The sequence below is a fragment of the Pseudomonas palleroniana genome (assembly GCF_022836895.1).
Taxonomy (GTDB): Bacteria; Pseudomonadota; Gammaproteobacteria; order Pseudomonadales; family Pseudomonadaceae; genus Aquipseudomonas; species Aquipseudomonas palleroniana.
Genome location: NZ_CP092411.1, coordinates 1017832 through 1034821, shown reverse-complemented (window position 1 = coordinate 1034821; position 16990 = coordinate 1017832). Strand labels below are relative to the sequence as shown.

At 60.9% G+C, this 16990-nt stretch carries 14 protein-coding genes; 5 read left to right on the top strand and 9 right to left on the bottom strand.

Annotated elements, in window-relative coordinates; all coding sequences use genetic code 11:
• Nucleotides 1-16: 16 nt before the first annotated feature.
• Nucleotides 17-1270, bottom strand: a complete 1254-nt coding sequence (glyA, locus tag MJP36_RS04560; protein ID WP_060753361.1) for a serine hydroxymethyltransferase — start codon at nt 1268-1270, stop codon at nt 17-19.
• A 236-nt stretch (nt 1271-1506) separates the two neighbouring features.
• Nucleotides 1507-2235 carry a TraX family protein gene (locus MJP36_RS04555; RefSeq protein WP_104994878.1) on the bottom strand — a complete coding sequence of 243 codons (729 nt, stop codon included), beginning with the start codon at nt 2233-2235 and terminating at the stop codon, nt 1507-1509.
• Nucleotides 2236-2325: 90 nt separating this feature from the next.
• Between MJP36_RS04555 and MJP36_RS04550 the strand changes: the two genes are divergently transcribed.
• The 3 genes from MJP36_RS04550 (at nt 2326) to MJP36_RS04540 (ending at nt 4364) form a co-directional block, all read left to right on the top strand.
• Nucleotides 2326-3366 (top strand): threonine aldolase family protein, encoded by a 1041-nt coding sequence (locus MJP36_RS04550; RefSeq protein WP_060753363.1) that lies wholly within the window; start codon nt 2326-2328, stop codon nt 3364-3366.
• A 172-nt stretch (nt 3367-3538) separates the two neighbouring features.
• On the top strand, nt 3539-3739 hold the full coding sequence (locus MJP36_RS04545; RefSeq protein ID WP_090368345.1) for a hypothetical protein: 201 nt from the start codon (nt 3539-3541) through the stop codon (nt 3737-3739).
• A 91-nt stretch (nt 3740-3830) separates the two neighbouring features.
• Nucleotides 3831-4364: an REP-associated tyrosine transposase gene (locus tag MJP36_RS04540; protein ID WP_060753365.1), complete on the top strand. Its 534-nt coding sequence runs from the start codon at nt 3831-3833 to the stop codon at nt 4362-4364.
• 812 nt (nt 4365-5176) lie between these two features.
• Here MJP36_RS04540 and gbcB read toward each other — a convergent pair.
• Nucleotides 5177-6277, bottom strand: coding sequence for a glycine-betaine demethylase subunit GbcB (gene gbcB, locus MJP36_RS04535; protein ID WP_060753366.1), 1101 nt, complete (start codon nt 6275-6277; stop codon nt 5177-5179).
• 282 nt (nt 6278-6559) lie between these two features.
• Here gbcB and gbcA point away from each other — a divergent pair, with 282 nt between their 5' ends.
• The gene (gene gbcA / locus MJP36_RS04530) at nt 6560-7855 is read left to right on the top strand and encodes a glycine-betaine demethylase subunit GbcA (protein ID WP_060753367.1); all 1296 of its coding nucleotides are present in this window, start codon (nt 6560-6562) and stop codon (nt 7853-7855) included.
• Nucleotides 7856-8600: 745 nt separating this feature from the next.
• Here the strand turns inward: gbcA and etfB are convergent.
• The 6 genes from etfB to MJP36_RS04500 form a co-directional block, all read right to left on the bottom strand.
• A complete protein-coding gene (gene etfB, locus MJP36_RS04525) occupies nt 8601-9371 on the bottom strand; it encodes an electron transfer flavoprotein subunit beta (protein WP_090368341.1) in 771 nt (256 codons plus the stop codon).
• A gap of 10 nt (nt 9372-9381) precedes the next feature.
• Nucleotides 9382-10602: an electron transfer flavoprotein subunit alpha gene (gene etfA / locus MJP36_RS04520; RefSeq protein ID WP_104994880.1), complete on the bottom strand. Its 1221-nt coding sequence runs from the start codon at nt 10600-10602 to the stop codon at nt 9382-9384.
• Entirely contained in the window at nt 10602-12545 is a 1944-nt protein-coding gene (gene dgcB, locus MJP36_RS04515; protein WP_060753370.1) for a dimethylglycine demethylation protein DgcB, read from the bottom strand. Before dgcB ends, etfA begins: the two co-directional genes overlap by 1 nt.
• Before the next feature lie 153 nt (nt 12546-12698).
• The gene (gene dgcA, locus MJP36_RS04510; protein WP_060753371.1) at nt 12699-14759 is read right to left on the bottom strand and encodes a dimethylglycine demethylation protein DgcA; all 2061 of its coding nucleotides are present in this window, start codon (nt 14757-14759) and stop codon (nt 12699-12701) included.
• Between the two features lie 15 nt (nt 14760-14774).
• Nucleotides 14775-15305: a DUF5943 domain-containing protein gene (locus MJP36_RS04505; protein WP_027606002.1), complete on the bottom strand. Its 531-nt coding sequence runs from the start codon at nt 15303-15305 to the stop codon at nt 14775-14777.
• A 75-nt stretch (nt 15306-15380) separates the two neighbouring features.
• The gene (locus tag MJP36_RS04500; protein ID WP_060753372.1) at nt 15381-16358 is read right to left on the bottom strand and encodes a dipeptidase; all 978 of its coding nucleotides are present in this window, start codon (nt 16356-16358) and stop codon (nt 15381-15383) included.
• Nucleotides 16359-16576: 218 nt separating this feature from the next.
• On the opposite strand from MJP36_RS04500, the gene MJP36_RS04495 reads away from it, so the two are divergent.
• The gene (locus MJP36_RS04495) at nt 16577-16978 is read left to right on the top strand and encodes a lysozyme inhibitor LprI family protein (protein WP_060753373.1); all 402 of its coding nucleotides are present in this window, start codon (nt 16577-16579) and stop codon (nt 16976-16978) included.
• Nucleotides 16979-16990: the final 12 nt, after the last annotated feature.

The following is a 16990-nucleotide window of genomic DNA, read 5'->3' as shown; positions in this document are numbered from 1 at the left end:
TACTCCAAAACCGCGCTCAGCGATAAACCGGGAAATCAGCGCACAGGGCAGACACGTGCTTGGCCACGTTGGCCTCGACATCGGCATCGCCGAGGTTGTCGAGGATGTCGCAGATCCAGCCGGCCAGCTCGATGCACTGCGGCACTTTGAAACCACGCGTGGTCACCGCCGGGGTGCCGATGCGCAGGCCCGAGGTCACGAAGGGCGACTGCGGGTCGTTCGGCACGGCGTTCTTGTTGACGGTGATGTGGGCGCGGCCCAGGGCGGCGTCCGCCTCTTTGCCGGTAAGGCCCTGACGGATCAGGCTGACCAGGAACAGGTGGTTATCGGTACCGCCGGACACTACATCGTAGCCGCGTTTGATAAACACGCTGGCCATGGCCTGTGCGTTGTCGATCACTTGTTGCTGATAAGCCTTGAAACCAGGTTCCAGCGCTTCCTTGAAGCACACTGCCTTGCCGGCGATGACGTGCATCAGCGGGCCGCCCTGGGCGCCGGGGAATACGGCAGCGTTGAGTTTCTTTTCGATTTCTTCGTTGGACTTGGCCAGGATCAGACCGCCCCGTGGACCGCGCAGGGTCTTGTGGGTGGTGGTGGTCACCACGTCAGCGTACGGCAGCGGGTTGGGGTACAGGCCAGCGGCAACCAGGCCGGCAACGTGAGCCATGTCGACGAACAGCAGCGCGCCGACTTTGTCGGCGATCTGACGAAAACGTGGGAAATCCAGAGTCTTGGAGTAGGCGGAAAAGCCTGCAACGATCATCTTCGGTTTGTGCTCAACCGCCAGACGCTCGACTTCGTCGTAGTCGATCAGGCCGGTGTCGGTGTTGATGCCGTATTGCACCGCGTTGTACAGCTTGCCCGAGGACGACACCTTGGCACCGTGGGTCAGGTGGCCGCCGTGGGCCAGGCTCATGCCCAGAATGGTATCGCCCGCTTGCAGCAGGGCCAGGTACACCGCGCTGTTGGCGGACGAACCGGAGTGCGGCTGTACGTTGGCGTAATCGGCACCGAACAGTTGCTTGGCGCGCTCGATGGCCAGGGCTTCCACCTTGTCCACGTGCTCGCAGCCGCCGTAGTAGCGCTTGCCCGGGTAGCCTTCGGCGTATTTGTTGGTCAAGCCACTGCCCTGGGCTTGCATCACGCGTTTGCTGGTGTAGTTCTCTGACGCGATCAGCTCGATATGATCTTCCTGGCGCTGCTCCTCGGCATTCATGGCCGCCAGCAGTGCGTCGTCATATCCCTGGATCTGGTCTTGTTTGCTGAACATCGCGTCTCTCCCAGCCTTTCGTATTGGTGAGGCCCATACAGGCCCTTTGATGCGATGGTAGGGCTGGCGCAGACAGGTCAAATGCCTACGCACGCCACGCAAAGGTGCGTTTACGACATGGCCCGAACAACACAGAAAAAATGTGGGAGGGGGCTTGCTCCCGATAGCGGTGGGCCAGCTTGCAAATGCAGTGGCTGACACACCGCTATCGGGAGCAAGCCCCCTCCCACAAGGGGTTAGGCGATAGTTTGACGAACGAGTAGCAGCAGCAGGAAATGCACGGGATAGAGGGTATAGGCCCAGCGGCGCATGGCGGGCGGCGAGGCGTTTTTGGCGTGTCGCAATAAGACCAGGCCCGCCAGTGGCGCAATCAGGCAGGCAACCAATCCCATCAGCGCAACCGGCGTGCCGTTATCGAGCAATATCTGCCATTGGTTGGCGGCCACGCAGACCAAGCCCGGCAATACACTGAAATACCATCGGCGACGGAACACCAGCAGCATCACCAATGGCAGCAATACACCAAAGAAACCGAACATTAAGTGGCTTGAAAACAGGGCGGCTATCGTGACGGCGATCAGCGCCATGCCTCGATCAACCCGGCCCTTTTGCTGCCATCCTCGAGCAACCAGCAAACCCAGCGCCAAGGTTGGCAGCACATTCAACGTATCGGCATCCTCGATAAACAACCGATACGGCACTTCGCTGATCACGCTGAACAGCAACAACCAGCCCAGGTAGCGCCAGCGGCCTCTTGCCGGCAGGTCGCGGCCCCGATGCAGATTCGCCGCAATCGCCAGGCAAAACCACGGGAACGCCAGGCGCCCCGGCACATACAAGCCATCCAGGCTTAAGCCGACATAGCGCAGGTGATCCAGCACCATGCTCAGCAGCGCCAGCCACTTGAGCAGGTCCAGAGCGCCATCGCGGACACGTCCGACAGCCATCGTTTCAGTACCGTGCATAATTCCCCAGTGACTCTGCATTTACAGCGCGTGCGTATGCCCGACAATCTTGGTTACAGTGCGCACCAACATCGACCACAGGAATGGGCCATGACCGACAAGAGCCAACAATTCGCCAGCGACAACTACTCCGGCATCTGCCCGGAAGCCTGGGCCGCCATGGAACAAGCCAACCAGGGGCATCAACGCGCCTACGGCGATGATGAATGGACCCACCGCGCCGCCGACGGTTTCCGCAATCTGTTCGAAACCGACTGCGAAGTGTTCTTCGCCTTCAACGGCACCGCAGCCAACTCACTGGCACTATCTTCACTGTGCCAGAGCTACCATAGCGTGATTTGCTCGGAAACCGCCCACGTCGAAACCGACGAGTGCGGTGCGCCGGAGTTTTTCTCCAACGGCTCGAAGCTGCTCATCGCCCGCACCGAAAATGGCAAGCTGACCCCGGAATCCATCCGCGAGATCGCCCTCAAGCGCCAGGACATCCACTACCCCAAACCCCGCGTGGTAACCCTGACCCAGGCCACCGAAGTCGGCAGCGTGTACACTCCGGATGAAATCCGCGCCATCAGCGCCACCTGCAAGGAATTGGGCCTGAACCTGCACATGGACGGCGCGCGCTTCTCCAACGCCTGCGCCTTCCTCGGTTGCTCCCCCGCCGACCTGACCTGGAAAGCCGGTGTGGACGTATTGTGCTTTGGCGGCACCAAGAACGGCATGGCCGTAGGCGAGGCGATCCTGTTCTTCAATCACAAACTGGCTGAAGACTTCGACTACCGCTGCAAGCAGGCCGGCCAACTGGCCTCGAAAATGCGCTTTCTCTCCGCCCCCTGGGTGGGCCTGCTGGAAAATGACGCCTGGCTCAAGCATGCCCGGCACGCCAACCACTGCGCACAATTGCTGAGCAGCCTGGTGGCGGATATTCCGGGGGTTGAACTGATGTTCCCGGTGCAGGCCAACGGCGTCTTCCTGCAACTCTCGGAACCAGCCATTGCCGCACTGACGGCCAAGGGCTGGCGCTTCTACACCTTCATCGGCAAAGGCGGCGCACGCTTCATGTGTGCGTGGGATACCGAGGAGGAGCGTGTAAGAGAATTAGCCGCGGATATTCGGACAGTGATGGGTGCCTGATACTGGCGTAACGCCGAGTCTGTTATTTGATATTTCTGACAGCCCCACACTGGAATTTCATTGACTAACCTCTTGGAACCCGAAAGGAAACGGCCGCTGTACAGCCCGCCTTTCGGGCCAACCGCCTGCCGCATACCCGGCTGGAAACGGAAATCCAGAAGAGAGACAAACCATGGAATACCAAAGCAACGGCGACACTCTGCAAAGCGACGGCACTATCAGCACCACCGTCATCGATTGGGATGAATTCAGGAAGTACGCAAAAGTCGGTGACACCATCCGAGAGCCATCGCGCACACTGCGGATTTACGACAAAGTCTATGAATTGACAGCATCAGGCCAGCACTTCGTCGTCCACATCTACGCCCAATAACCCTCCTTGATCGATCGTTCCCACGCTCCGCGTGGGAATGCATGCCCCGGGCGCTCTGCGCCCAAGCCGCCCCCGATGCAAGGACGCCCCCATGGGCAGAAGCCGCTACGTCATCACCGAACCCGAGAAACCACACTTCCTGACCTGTACCGTCATGGAATGGCTACCGTTGTTCACCCGTGATTACATCGTCGACCATCTTCTGGATTGCTGGCGATACCAACAAAGCCATGAAGCCTTGAACCTTTACGGCTACGTCGTTCTCGAGAACCATCTGCATTTCGTCGCCCAGGCGCCTGACCTTGGCAAATGCGTCAGCCGATTCAAGTCCTTCACTGCCCGAACCATCATTGATGACCTGCAGAGCAAAGGCGCAGAACGTGTTTTGCAACGCCTGCGCTTCAGCAAACGCGCACACAAGGCGGATCGGGCTTATCAGCTTTGGCAGGAGGGCTCACACGCGGAGTTGGTGTACAGCGAGGCTGTGATGCACCAGAAGCTCGATTACATCCACCATAACCCGGTCAAACGGGGTTACGTGGATCTGGCTGAACACTGGAGGTATTCGAGTGCCCGCAACTATGCCGGAATGCCGGGGCTGATCGACATCCAACGCTGGTACTGACAGCTCGCTTCGCACTAGGAGGGAACGAGCTGGGCCGGTGAGTGATCGTCCCCACGCTCCGCGTGGGTATGCAGCCCGTGACGCTCTGCGTCACACCGCAAGCCTTGCGTGAAAGCGGAACGCAGAGCGTCCCTGGAGGCGTTCCCACGCGGAGCGTGGGAACGAGCTGAACGGGTGATCGTCCCCATGCTCCGCGTGGGCATGCAGCCCGTGACGCTCTGCGTCACACCGCAAGTCTTGCGTAAAAGCGGAACGCAGAGCGTCCCTGGCGGCGTTACCACACGGAGCGTGGGAACGAGCTGGGCCGGTGATCGTGCCCACGCTCCGCGTGGGCATGCAGCCCGTGACGCTCCGCGTCACACCGCAAGCCTTGCGTGAAAGCGGAACGCAGAGCGTCCCTGGCGGCGTTACCACGCGGAGCGTGGGAACGAGCTGCGCCGGTGATCGTGCCCACGCTCCGCGTGGGCATGCAGCCCGTGACGCTCTGCGTCACACCGCAAGCCTTGCGTGAAAGCGGAACGCAGAGCGTCCCTGGCGGCGTTACCACGCGGAGCGTGGGAACGAGCTGCGCCGGTGATCGTGCCCACGCTCCGCGTGGGCATGCAGCCCGTGACGCTCTGCGTCACACCGCAAGCCTTGCGTGAAAGCGGAACGCAGAGCGTCCCTGGCAGCGTTACCACGCGGAGCGTGGGAACGAGCTGCGCTGGTGATCGTGCCCATGCTCCGCGTGGGCATGCAGCCCGTGACGCTCCGCGTCACACCGTGAGCCTTGCGTGAGTTGGGCCGGTGAGCGTGGGAACGAGCTGAGTGGATCAGAACTCGATTCGCACATCACCTTTAGGCACGCTGCAGCACGACAGGATGTAACCCTCGGCTTCGTCTTCCTCAGTAATCCCGCCGTTGTGGTCCATCTCGACCTCTCCACCCAGCTTCATCACCTTGCACGTTCCGCAGATGCCCATGCCACACGCCTTTGGAATCAGCAGCCCAAGCTTGGCCGCTGCGGCATGCACCGTTTCACCCGGTGCCACGCGAATGCTCTTGCCTGAAGCAATGAACTCCACTTGATGCAAATCCGCCAGATCGATTTCCGGCGCCTCGGCGGCTTGTTCGGCCTGCTCCACCGCGTCGGCGCGGGCTTCCGGCGGCGTAGCCCCGAAGGATTCTTCGTGATAGCGCGCCATGTCGAAGCCTGCAGCCTCCAACAGGCGTTTCACGGCGTTCATATAGGGCGTTGGGCCACAGCAGAACACTTCGCGCTCCAGGAAGTCCGGCACCATCAATTCGAGCATCTTGTGATTCAGGTAACCGCGATACCCCGCCCAAGGCTCACCCAAGCCGTGCTTCTCACAAATCAGGTGCAGGCTGAAGTTATCGATGCGCGACGCCATGTGTTCCAGCTCGCGGTGATAGATGATGTCCTTGGGCGAGCGGGCGCTGTGGATAAAGGTCATGTCGACGTTGGCGTTGGTGTCGTAGAACCAACGGGCCATGGACATCACCGGCGTGATCCCGACACCGCCGCTGAGGTACAACACTTTCGGGCTCGGAAAGTCGATGGCATTGAACAGCCCGACCGGCCCGTGCACCGCCAACTCCTGGCCTTCATGCAGGGTGTCGTGCAACCAGTTGGAAACCCGGCCGCCCGGGACGCGCTTGATCGTCACCGAGAAGCTGTACGGCACCGATGGCGAACTGGAAATGGTGTACGAGCGCATGATTGGCTGGCCGTCGATTTCCAACTCCAGGGTGACGAATTGCCCCGGCTTGAAAAAGAACAGGATCGGCTGGTCGGCCATGAAGCAAAAGGTGCGCACGTCCCAGGTTTCCTGGATGACTTTGACGCAACGGACGATATGCCGACCATTGGCCCAGGTCTGGGTAGTTACCGGGTTCAGGAAGTTATTGGACATGCTGTTCTCCGTAGCCGTAGGTCGGCCTGATGATGGCGATTTTGCGTAACGCCGAATGCGCCCATTTACCTATCTGCGACATTCACATACTTATCGCGACCAGCCCCCATACCACGGGGGTTGCGCGTCGGGATCAGAGTGGGCCATGTCGCTAATGGACAAGGTTCTGGCAGTCGGCGGCCCCACACTCACCCCCAACAACGACGCTTTCTTTACGCCTTGCGTAGTACAACCGTAGCCACTATTCGCCGGCCACACTGAATGGCCATGAGGACACATACGATGGACGTCACCGCAACCTTAAGCTTGGGCGATCCGCTGGAACCCGCACGCAAGGCCACCGCGCAAATGTTGCAAGAACGCGAGCGCACCTTTTCGCTGCCACAACCGTTCTATTCGGATGACCGGCTGTTCGATATCGACATGCAGGAGATCTTCCAGAAAGAGTGGCTGATCGCCGGCATGACCTGCGAGATCCCCACCAAGGGCAACTACCTGACCCTGCAAGTGGGCAAGAACCCGATCATCGTGATCCGTGGCGCCGAAGGCGTGGTGCATGCGTTCCACAACGTATGTCGCCACCGTGGCTCACGCCTGTGCACCAGCGACAAGGGCAAGGTCGCCAAGCTGGTCTGCCACTACCACCAGTGGACCTACGAACTGGACGGTCGCCTGCTGTTCGCCGGCACCGAGATGGGCGCCGACTTCGACATGAAGCAGTACGGCCTGAAACCGGTGAATGTGAAGACCGCCGGCGGCTACATCTTCATCAGCCTGGCCGAAAACCCGCCGGCCATCGACGACTTCCTGTCGACCTTGAATCACTACATGGAACCCTACGACATGGAGAACACCAAGGTGGCGGTGCAAACCACCTTGATGGAAAAAGCCAACTGGAAGCTGGTGCTGGAGAACAACCGCGAGTGCTACCACTGCAACGCCTCGCACCCCGAACTGCTGAAAACCCTGCTGGAATGGGACGACGTCACCGACCCCCGCGCCGACCAGGCGTTCAAGGACCATGTAGCCGCCTCCGCCGCAGCCTGGGATGCCGAGAAAATCCCTTACGCCCATGCCAGCTTTGGCTTGCGTAACCGTATCGTGCGCATGCCGCTGCTCAAGGGCACCGTGTCGATGACCATGGACGGCAAGCAGGGTTGCGCCAAACTCATGGGGCGCATCAAGAACCCGGACCTTGGCTCGATGCGCATCCTGCACCTGCCCCACTCATGGAACCACTGCATGGGCGACCACATCATCGTGTTCACCGTGTGGCCGATCAGCGCCCAGGAAACCATGGTCACCACCAAGTGGATCGTGCACAAGGACGCCGTAGAGGGTGTGGACTACGACGTGGAACGTATGCGCCAGGTGTGGGACGCCACCAACGACCAGGACCGTCGCCTGGCCGAAGAAAACCAGCGCGGTATCAACTCCACCGCTTACCAGCCAGGCCCGTACTCCAAGACCTATGAGTTCGGCGTGGTCAACTTCGTGGATTGGTACAGCGAGCGCATGTTGAGCAACCTGGGGGCCGCTCCGGCGCCGTACCTCAAGGGTGTTGCGGTTCACGAATAACGCGTTGATCCTCCAGGGGCTGGATTGTACAAAAAACATCCAGCCCCCGGATGCCTCTTGATTCCCCTGCCCTCCAGCCTTTGCCCAACAACTTATCCACAGAGCCACCCACAGCAATTGTGGGCAACTGCGCTCCCCCTCAGAAATTAATTGAAGAAAATCCATGACTTATTCAAGTGGACAATATCAAGCAGGCGCTGATCATTTTTTAACCATAACTCTACAGGCTACGTAAAACGTGGCCTGTAGTAGTACGCGAACACCTTATCCACAGAACCACCAACAGACTTTGGGGGCAACTTCAGCTGCGCTGTGGAAAACCACTCCAAACCTTCACAAAACACGGCACTCAGGATTTTCAGAGCACAAAAAGCCGAAATAGATCAAATTTCGACCAACTCCTTGAAAGCCTTTATTCATAAGGGTTCCAGCCAATAGCGAACATCTTATCCACAGAAGCGCCAACAGACTTTGGGGGAAAGTCTGCACAATGAAATGCATGAAGTCAGGAAAAAACCTATAAAAAACCGCCAGTTAGACTGGTTGTTTTTCGTACAGAGGGCTACAGGGCTTGATCTGTATGGGTTGTGGACAAGCGCGAACAGGTTATCCACAGACGGTTCAACAGGGATTGTGGGTAATGTAGCAGCGAGCTTACTCGCGAAGAACCTGAGAGCGCCGCGTCAAACCGGGCACGCTGCATTATCGTTAACGTTCTTCGCGAGCAAGCTCGCTCCTACAAGGATCAGCGAACCACGCCTTCCTCAACCAGCAGCTTGAGAATGGCTTCGGCGCCCGCTTGCGGGCTGAGGCCCTTGAGCACCTGGCCACCGCCGCCACTGGCTTTGGCGGTAGCCGCCTTCATCCGGTCGGCGCCGCTCTTGGCCTTGATCACTTTGAGGCGTTTGGGCCGAGGCTTGGCCGGCTGCAGCACGGCGCCTGTGAATAACTCATCCTCCAGCACTTCGACCTCATGCGCTTCCAGCTCGCCGCGCTGCGCGGGGCCATAGGCACTCTGCCGAGGCTTGGGCGCCGCGTTATCCACCGTGGCGAGAAACGGCAGGCGGACCTTCAGGCGCCGCCTTTGGCCACGCGGCAAGGCTTGCAGTACATGGGCTACGCCGCCGTCGATAGACTCCACCTGGGCGAGCCCCACGATCAGCGGCCAGCCCAATTGTTCGGCCAGCAGGAACGGCAACATGCCCGAGCCTTCACCGGTTTCCGCCTGGCTGCCGGCGAGCACCACCTGGGCCCCCGCATCGCGTAGATACTCACCGAGCACCGGCAAGGCATCGCTGCCGGCCGGTTGTTCCAGTACATGCAGTTGCGGCAAGCCCATGCCGAGATAACTGCGCAACGTCGGTTCGGCAACGTTGCCGGCGTGCAACACCTGCAACTTATCCCCAGCCATTTGCAGGCCCAGCTCGACCGCGCGCGCATCCTGCTCCGCACGACGCGGGCGCCCGGAAGTGGGATGGGCGCCAATGGAAACCAGGCTGATTACATTCGTCGTCATGGTCATAGTCCTAAGCTGCATCGCGCTTGGCGCCGTTGCGGTAGGCCGCCACCGCCTCGATCAAGGCTTGCAATATCGCGGCGCTCTCGCCGATCACCGACAGGTCGGCACGCTTGATCATGTCGCAACCGGGGTCGAGGTTGATCGCCACCACTTTGTCGCAGGCACCGATGCCTTGCAGGTGCTGGATCGCCCCGGAAATCCCCACGGCCACATACACACGGGCAGTGACCCAGGTGCCGCTGGCGCCGACCTGGCGATCGCGCGCCATGAAGCCGTCGTCCACCGCCACCCGCGACGCGCCTTCGGTGGCGCCCAGGGCGGCAGCGGTCTGGTGGAACAGCGCCCAATCCTTCACGCCGTTGCCGCCAGAGAAGATGAATTCGGCTTCGGCCATGGGAATCGCCGCCGGGTCCACCGCCACCGCACCAAGGTCTTCGATTCGCGGCAAGCTGCGAGCCAGAGTTGTGGATAACTCCACGGGCAACACTTCGTGACGGGTCTCGCTGACCGGGTCGGCACATTCGGCGGCCGCCAGAATCAAGCGTGGCAGCGGCCGGGCCAAGTCTTCCTGGCCGGCGCCGGCACGGCCGATGCACTCCTGGCCCTTGATCTGCCAGACCCGCGTGGCCGGGCGCTCCTTGAGGCTGGCGGCAAACCGCCGGCCCAACTCACCGCCGCCACTGCGGCTATCGGGCAGCAGCCAGTGACGCGGGTTGAACTGGTTATCCACAGCGCGCAAACCTTGCACGCGTTGCTCCGGTGAATAACCATCGAACTCATGCCCTTCCAGCACCAGCAGGCGATCGACACCGGCCGTGGCAAAGGTACTTTCCTTGTGCTCGCCAAACACCACGGCCAGCACGGCGCCGTCGCTGCCGGCGAGCTGTCGCGCCAGGCCGAGCAAGTCGCGGTCGTGGCTGCTCAAGCGGCCGCCGACCATGTCCGGCACCACGTTGATATAGAACGCAGGCGCTGCCACCTGATGCAATGGCAACTGCACTTCGGCGGCAGCCGTACGTTTGCTCGCGCCGCCCTGCTGGGCGCCGCTGCGGTCGATGCGCTTGATGCCATTGGGGCCGATGAAACCGACGCCATGCACGTTCTTGCGCAGGATGCCGTTAGGCCCCATCCAGCTGTGTTGCACCGGCTGCATAGCCGCATGCAGCGGGTGCAGGCGGTTACGTGCAATCCATTCGGCCCGTGGGTCGCGGCGGATAATGTCGCTCATCAGTGCACCTCCGCAGGTTCACGTTTCAAGGGGGCTTTGGCCGGTGCGGCGTCTTCGAGCAACGCGTCGGCGACCAGTTCAGCGATGTCCTTGATCAGTGGCCGAGGCTCGACCACCCCTTCAAGCATCGCCGTGCACTGTGGGCACCCTACGGCCACCAGCTCGGCACCGGTTTCACGGATATCTTCCATGCGCATATCCGGGATACGTTGCTTGCCGGGGATGTCGGTGATCGGCGCGCCGCCACCGCCGCCGCAGCAGCGCGAACGGAAACCGGAGCGTTGCATCTCCTTGACCTCGATCCCCAGCGCACGCAGCACCTGGCGCGGGGCTTCGTATTCGCCGTTGTAGCGGCCCAGGTAACAAGGGTCGTGGTAGGTCACGCTGTTGCCCTTGTGCTGGCCCAGGTTCAGCGCGCCCTCGCCGATCAGCTCGGCCATGAAGGTGCTGTGGTGCTGCACGAGGTAGTTGCCGTTGAAGGCGCCATATTCGTTTTTCAGCACATGGAAACTGTGCGGGTCGCAGGTGACGATGCGCTTGAAGGTGTATTTGGCCAGGGTCTGAATGTTGCGCGTGGCCAGCAGCTGGAAGGTGGCTTCATCGCCCAGGCGGCGTGCCACATCACCGCTGTCACGTTCTTCCAGGCCGAGTACGGCGAAGTCGACCTTGGCGGCCTTGAGGACTTTGACGAAGGCGCGCAGGGTGCGTTGGTTGCGCATGTCGAAAGCGCCATCACCGACCCAGAACAGCACTTCGCAGCTGCCCTTGTCACTGAGCAACGGCAGGTTCAGGTCCGCCGCCCAGTTCAACCGGCCACCCGGTGCGAAACCGCCGGGGTTGTCGGTGGCGATCAGGTTTTCCAGGACTTCGGCACCTTTGTTCGGCGTGGCGCCTTTTTCCAGCGTCAGGTGGCGGCGCATGTCGACGATGGCATCCACGTGCTCGATCATCATCGGGCACTCTTCCACGCACGCGCGACAAGTGGTGCACGACCACAAGGTCTCGGCGTCCACCAGGCCGTTGACGATCGGTTGATGCGGGTTGCCGCCATGCTCGCCGATGGCTTTGCCGGGATACGGGCTGCCGGCAAACTTGGCATCGGTGCCGCCGGCCAGGCCGACCACCATGTCTTGAATGAGTTTTTTCGGGTTCAGCGGCTGGCCGGCGGCAAAGGCCGGGCAGGCGGCCTCGCACTTGCCGCACTGCACGCAGGCGTCGAAGCCGAGCAGTTGGTTCCAGGTGAAATCCTTGGGTTTTTCCACACCCAGGGGCGCGGTTTTATCGCGCAGGTCCAGCGGTTTCAAACCGGTCGAACGCCCGCCGCCGAAGCGCTCGGCGCGACGGTGCCAGGCCAGGTGCAGGGCACCGGCAAAGGCGTGCTTCATCGGGCCGCCCCAGGTCATGCCGAAGAACATCTCCGAGACGCCCCACAGCACCCCCACGCTCAAGATCGCCGCGAGCAACCAGCCGCCGAAGTCGGCGGGCAGAATCCCGGCCACCGGCAAGGTCACCAGGAAGAAGCTCACCGAGAACGCCATCAGGCTTTTCGGCAGGCGCATCCAAGGGCCTTTCGACAGGCGCGACGGCGGGTTGCGCCGACGCAGGTAGACGAAGGTGGCGCCAACAAACATCAGCACCGAGGCCAGCAGCAAGGCGTAGCCCAGGATCCGGCTCTGCAGGCCGAAACCATGCACCAGGATGGCGAGCAACGCCGACAGCACGAAGCCCAGCGCCGTGGCGACGTGGGTGTTGGCAATGTATTTGTCGCGGGCGACCACATGGTGCAGGTCGACCATGTAGCGCTTGGGCATGGCCAGCAGGCCGCCCAGCAGGTCGACTTTCGAGGCACGACCACGGCGCCACATGTTCACCCGGCGCAGGGCGCCGAGGACCGCGAGGCCCAGAGCGGCAAATAACAGGATAGGCAGCAAGGTGTTCAACATGGTGAAGCTCCCACAGACCACACAGGTCTAATGTGGGAGGGGGCTTGCTCCCGAAGGCGGACTGTCAGTCGATACATCTATAGCTGACCCACCGCTATCGGGAGCAAGCCCCCTCCCACATTCAGACCGAGTCCACATTGGTTCGGTGTCGGGTCAGAAATCCTTGCACAAGCGCAGGGCGTCATAGATCGCAGCGTGGGTATTACGCTGGGCCACACAGTCACCAATGCGGAACAGCAAGTACCCCTCACCCGACTCGCTCAAGCACGGCTGCGGCTTGATCGCGAACAAGGCTTCGACATCGATCTGGCCCTTGTTGCGCGAGCCTTCCTTGAGCGCGTAGTAGATGGCTTCGTCCGGACGCACGCCATTCTCCACCACCACCTGGTCGACCACCCGCTCCTCTTTGGCGCCGGTGTATTCGTTCTCCAGCACCGCCACCAGCTTGTCGCCCTCGCGGTAGACCTTTTCCAGCATCATGTCGCCGGTCATGATCACTTCCTTGGGGTACATGCTGCGGTAGTAGGTCGGGAACGACGTACCGCCGATGGCTACGCCCGGCTTGATGTCGTCGGTGACGATCTCGACCTGGCTGCCTTTGTCCGCAAGGAAATCCGCCACTGACATACCGGTGAACTCGCAGATGGTGTCGTAGACCAACACGTTCTTGCCCGGTGCGACTTTGCCGTCGAGTACATCCCAGCTGCTCACGACCAAACCTTCGGCGGCGCCCCAGTGTTCGTTCTGCTCTACATTCGGCTGCCCGCCCACCGCCAGCACCACCACATCGGGGCGCAGGTCGAGAATGGTATCGGCATCGGCCGCCACACCCAGGCGCAGGTCGACTTTCAAGCGCGCCAGTTCCAGTTGGTACCAGCGGGTGATACCGGCAATCTGGTCACGCTGCGGTGCCTTGGAGGCCGTGGTGATTTGCCCGCCGATGAATTCTTTTTTCTCGAACAGGGTCACGTCGTGGCCACGTTCGGCGGCCACCCGCGCCGCTTCCATCCCGGCAGGGCCGGCACCGACCACCACGACTTTGCGCTTGGGCCCGGTGGACTTCTCGATGATGTGCGGCACGCCCATGTATTCACGGGAAGTCGCGGCGTTCTGGATGCACAGCACGTCCAGACCCTGGTACTGACGATCGATGCAATAGTTGGCGCCCACGCACTGCTTGATCTGGTCGATCTGGCCCATCTTGATCTTGGCGATCAGGTGCGGGTCGGCGATGTGCGCACGGGTCATGCCGACCATGTCCACATAGCCGCCTTCCAGAATGCGCGTGGCCTGGTTCGGGTCCTTGATGTTCTGCGCGTGCAGCACCGGAACCTTGACCACTTCCTTGATACCGGCGGCCAGGTGCAAAAACGGCTCCGGCGGGTAGCTCATGTTGGGGATCACGTTGGCCAGGGTGTTATGGGTGTCGCAGCCTGAACCCACCACGCCGATGAAATCGAGCATGCCGGTGTCGTCGTAATACTTGGCGATCTGTTTCATGTCTTCGTGGGACAAGCCATCCGGGTGGAACTCGTCGCCGCACAGGCGCATGCCCACGCAGAAGTCGTCACCCACTTCGGCACGCACGGCCTTCAACACTTCCAGGCCGAACTTCATACGGCCTTCGAAGGTGCCGCCCCATTCGTCGGTACGCTTGTTGACCCGTGGGCTCCAGAACTGGTCGATCATGTGCTGGTGCACGGCGGACAGTTCTACCCCGTCCAGGCCACCGGCCTTGGCCCGACGCGCAGCCTGGGCGTAGTTGCCGATCACGCGCCAGATTTCTTCCGGCTCGATGGTCTTGCAGGTGGCGCGGTGCACCGGCTCACGCACGCCGGACGGCGACATCAGGGTCGGCCAGTTGAAGCCGTCCCAGCGCGAGCGACGACCCATGTGGGTAATCTGGATCATGATCTTGGCGCCATGCTTGTGCATGGCGTCGGCCAGGTTCTGGAAGTGCGGGATGATGCGGTCGGTGGACAGGTTCACCGAGCTCCACCATTCCTGCGGGCTGTCGATGGCCACCACCGAGGAGCCGCCGCAGATCGCCAGGCCGATACCGCCCTTGGCTTTCTCTTCGTAGTACTTCACATAGCGGTCAGTGGTCATCCCACCATCGGTGGCATACACCTCGGCGTGGGCGGTACTGAGCACGCGGTTGCGGATAGTCAGTTTGCCGATCTGGATCGGCTGGAACATTGCTTCGAAAGCCATGGCACGGTCCTCGGCTTACAACGGCTTGACGGTGAACAAGCCGTCATCGTGGCCCTCTTCGGAGCCTCCGTAGACTTGCTCGGCCACAGTGCGAATCTGGCTGCCACGCGCCTGCAGGATCTGGTCCATGGCGCCGGCAAACCAGCCGGTGAACATGTAGTCGACCTTGCGTCCGACCTTGCCATACACGTAGACGAAAGCGGAGTGTTCGAGCTTGACGCTGGCGGTGCCTTTGTCGAGGTCGATGTCCTGGATCTTGAACAGGCCCCAGCCACGTTGCGACAGGCGCTTCATGTAATGCTCGAACACCGCGACGCCTTCCAGGCCGTGGCATTCGGCTTCTTTTTCACACCAGTGCCAAGCGGATTTGTAGCCGGCCTTGTAGAGGATCTCGGCATAGGCCTCGGCGCCCAGCACTTCTTCGATACCCATGTGGTTGTTGACGAAGAAATGGCGCGGCACATACAGCATCGGCAGGGCGTCGGAGGTCCAGACACCGGTCTCGCTGTCGACTTCGATTGGCAATTGCGGGGCGATCTTGGCCATGGAAACTCAACTCCAGAAAATTCGTTTGGATGCCCCCGACACGGATGGCCGAGGGAAAAATGCGTGGGCGGTGACTTATTCGCCCCAGACGTCCTTGAGAACGTTGACCCAGTTTTCGCCCATGATCTTGCGCACCACACGCTCAGGGTGACCGCGCTTGAGCAGGGTCTCGGTGAGGTTAGGGAACTCGCCCACGGTGCGGATGCCCAGCGGGTTGATGATCTTGCCGAAGTTGGTCAGGCGGCGGGCGTAGCCCTTGTCATGGGTCAGCATTTCGAAGAAATCCTGGCCATGGCCCTGGGTGAAGTCGGTGCCGATGCCGATGGCGTCTTCACCAACGATATTCATGGTGTACTCGATGGCTTCGGCGTAGTCGTCGATGGTCGAATCGATGCCCTTGGCCAGGAACGGCGCGAACATGGTTACACCGACAAAACCGCCGTGGTCGGCGATGAACTTCAGCTCTTCATCGGACTTATTGCGCGGGTGCTCTTTGAGACCCGATGGCAGGCAGTGGGAGTAGCACACCGGCTTTTTCGATTCGAGAATGACTTCTTCGGAGGTCTTGGAGCCCACGTGGGACAGGTCGCACATGATGCCGACGCGGTTCATCTCGCCGACAATCTCACGGCCAAAGCCCGACAGGCCGCCGTCACGCTCGTAGCAGCCGGTGCCGACCAGGTTCTGGGTGTTGTAGCACATCTGCACGACGCCCACGCCGAGCTGCTTGAAGATCTCGACATAGCCAAGCTGGTCTTCGAACGCATGGGCGTTCTGGAAGCCGAAGATGATGCCGGTCTTGCCCAGCTCTTTGGCGCGACGGATATCGGCAGTGGTTTTCACCGGGATCACCAGGTCACTGTTCTCACGGATCAGGGTCTGGCTGGCCACGATGTTATTGATAGTGGCCTGGAAGCCTTCCCACACCGACACGGTGCAGTTGGCGGCGGTGAGGCCGCCTTTGCGCATGTCCTCGAACAGGTCGCGATTCCACTTGGCAATAATCAGCCCGTCGATAACGATGCTGTCGGCGTGCAATTCGGCTGGGCTCATCAGGCGTCCCCTTATTGGCGATTCATGCGCCGAATCGTCTGCCGGCGCTTTGGGCCAGCATATGCCCAGGGGCCGACGGAACCCGGTGCAAAAACGACAGGGGAATTGCCGAAAGCGTCAATCCGCGACAAAGGCTGTTAAGACAGGCCTGACTGGTGGCTGTTCTTTGTCTTACGCTTGAGCCAGAATTCGGCCATTACCTGATATGAGACGGCGCAATGAAATCGATTTTCCTGGCTTTGGCACTCATCGCAACCACCGCCCACGCGGCTGAAGACACCGACAACACGCCGTGCGATGGCATCGAAAACGACAAACAAACCCTGGAATGCGCCACTTTCAACAAAACCACCGCCGAGCAATTGCTCAAGGATAACTACCAGGGCCTGCTCGAACGCATGGGTTCGACCTATGGCAGCAACAAGACGCAGCTCGCCGACATTACCGCTCGTCTGAAGGACGCCCAGCAGAAATGGGAAAAGCTGCGTGACGCCGATTGCGCGGTGGACACTTTCCCGGCAGTGGCGGGCACCAAGGACTACGCCATCCAACACAATGATTGCCTGGCGCGAATGAGTGATGAGCGGTCGGAGTTTTTGGAGTCGATCGGCCAGGAATAAAAGCCACTCCTG

Coding starts and splice junctions, on each gene's coding strand:
- glyA (WP_060753361.1), bottom strand. CDS start 1,270: ATGTTCAGCAAACAAGACCAGATCCAGGGATATGACGACGCACTGCTG.
- MJP36_RS04555 (WP_104994878.1), bottom strand. CDS start 2,235: ATGCACGGTACTGAAACGATGGCTGTCGGACGTGTCCGCGATGGCGCT.
- MJP36_RS04550 (WP_060753363.1), top strand. CDS start 2,326: ATGACCGACAAGAGCCAACAATTCGCCAGCGACAACTACTCCGGCATC.
- MJP36_RS04545 (WP_090368345.1), top strand. CDS start 3,539: ATGGAATACCAAAGCAACGGCGACACTCTGCAAAGCGACGGCACTATC.
- MJP36_RS04540 (WP_060753365.1), top strand. CDS start 3,831: ATGGGCAGAAGCCGCTACGTCATCACCGAACCCGAGAAACCACACTTC.
- gbcB (WP_060753366.1), bottom strand. CDS start 6,277: ATGTCCAATAACTTCCTGAACCCGGTAACTACCCAGACCTGGGCCAAT.
- gbcA (WP_060753367.1), top strand. CDS start 6,560: ATGGACGTCACCGCAACCTTAAGCTTGGGCGATCCGCTGGAACCCGCA.
- etfB (WP_090368341.1), bottom strand. CDS start 9,371: ATGACGACGAATGTAATCAGCCTGGTTTCCATTGGCGCCCATCCCACT.
- etfA (WP_104994880.1), bottom strand. CDS start 10,602: ATGAGCGACATTATCCGCCGCGACCCACGGGCCGAATGGATTGCACGT.
- dgcB (WP_060753370.1), bottom strand. CDS start 12,545: ATGTTGAACACCTTGCTGCCTATCCTGTTATTTGCCGCTCTGGGCCTC.
- dgcA (WP_060753371.1), bottom strand. CDS start 14,759: ATGGCTTTCGAAGCAATGTTCCAGCCGATCCAGATCGGCAAACTGACT.
- MJP36_RS04505 (WP_027606002.1), bottom strand. CDS start 15,305: ATGGCCAAGATCGCCCCGCAATTGCCAATCGAAGTCGACAGCGAGACC.
- MJP36_RS04500 (WP_060753372.1), bottom strand. CDS start 16,358: ATGAGCCCAGCCGAATTGCACGCCGACAGCATCGTTATCGACGGGCTG.
- MJP36_RS04495 (WP_060753373.1), top strand. CDS start 16,577: ATGAAATCGATTTTCCTGGCTTTGGCACTCATCGCAACCACCGCCCAC.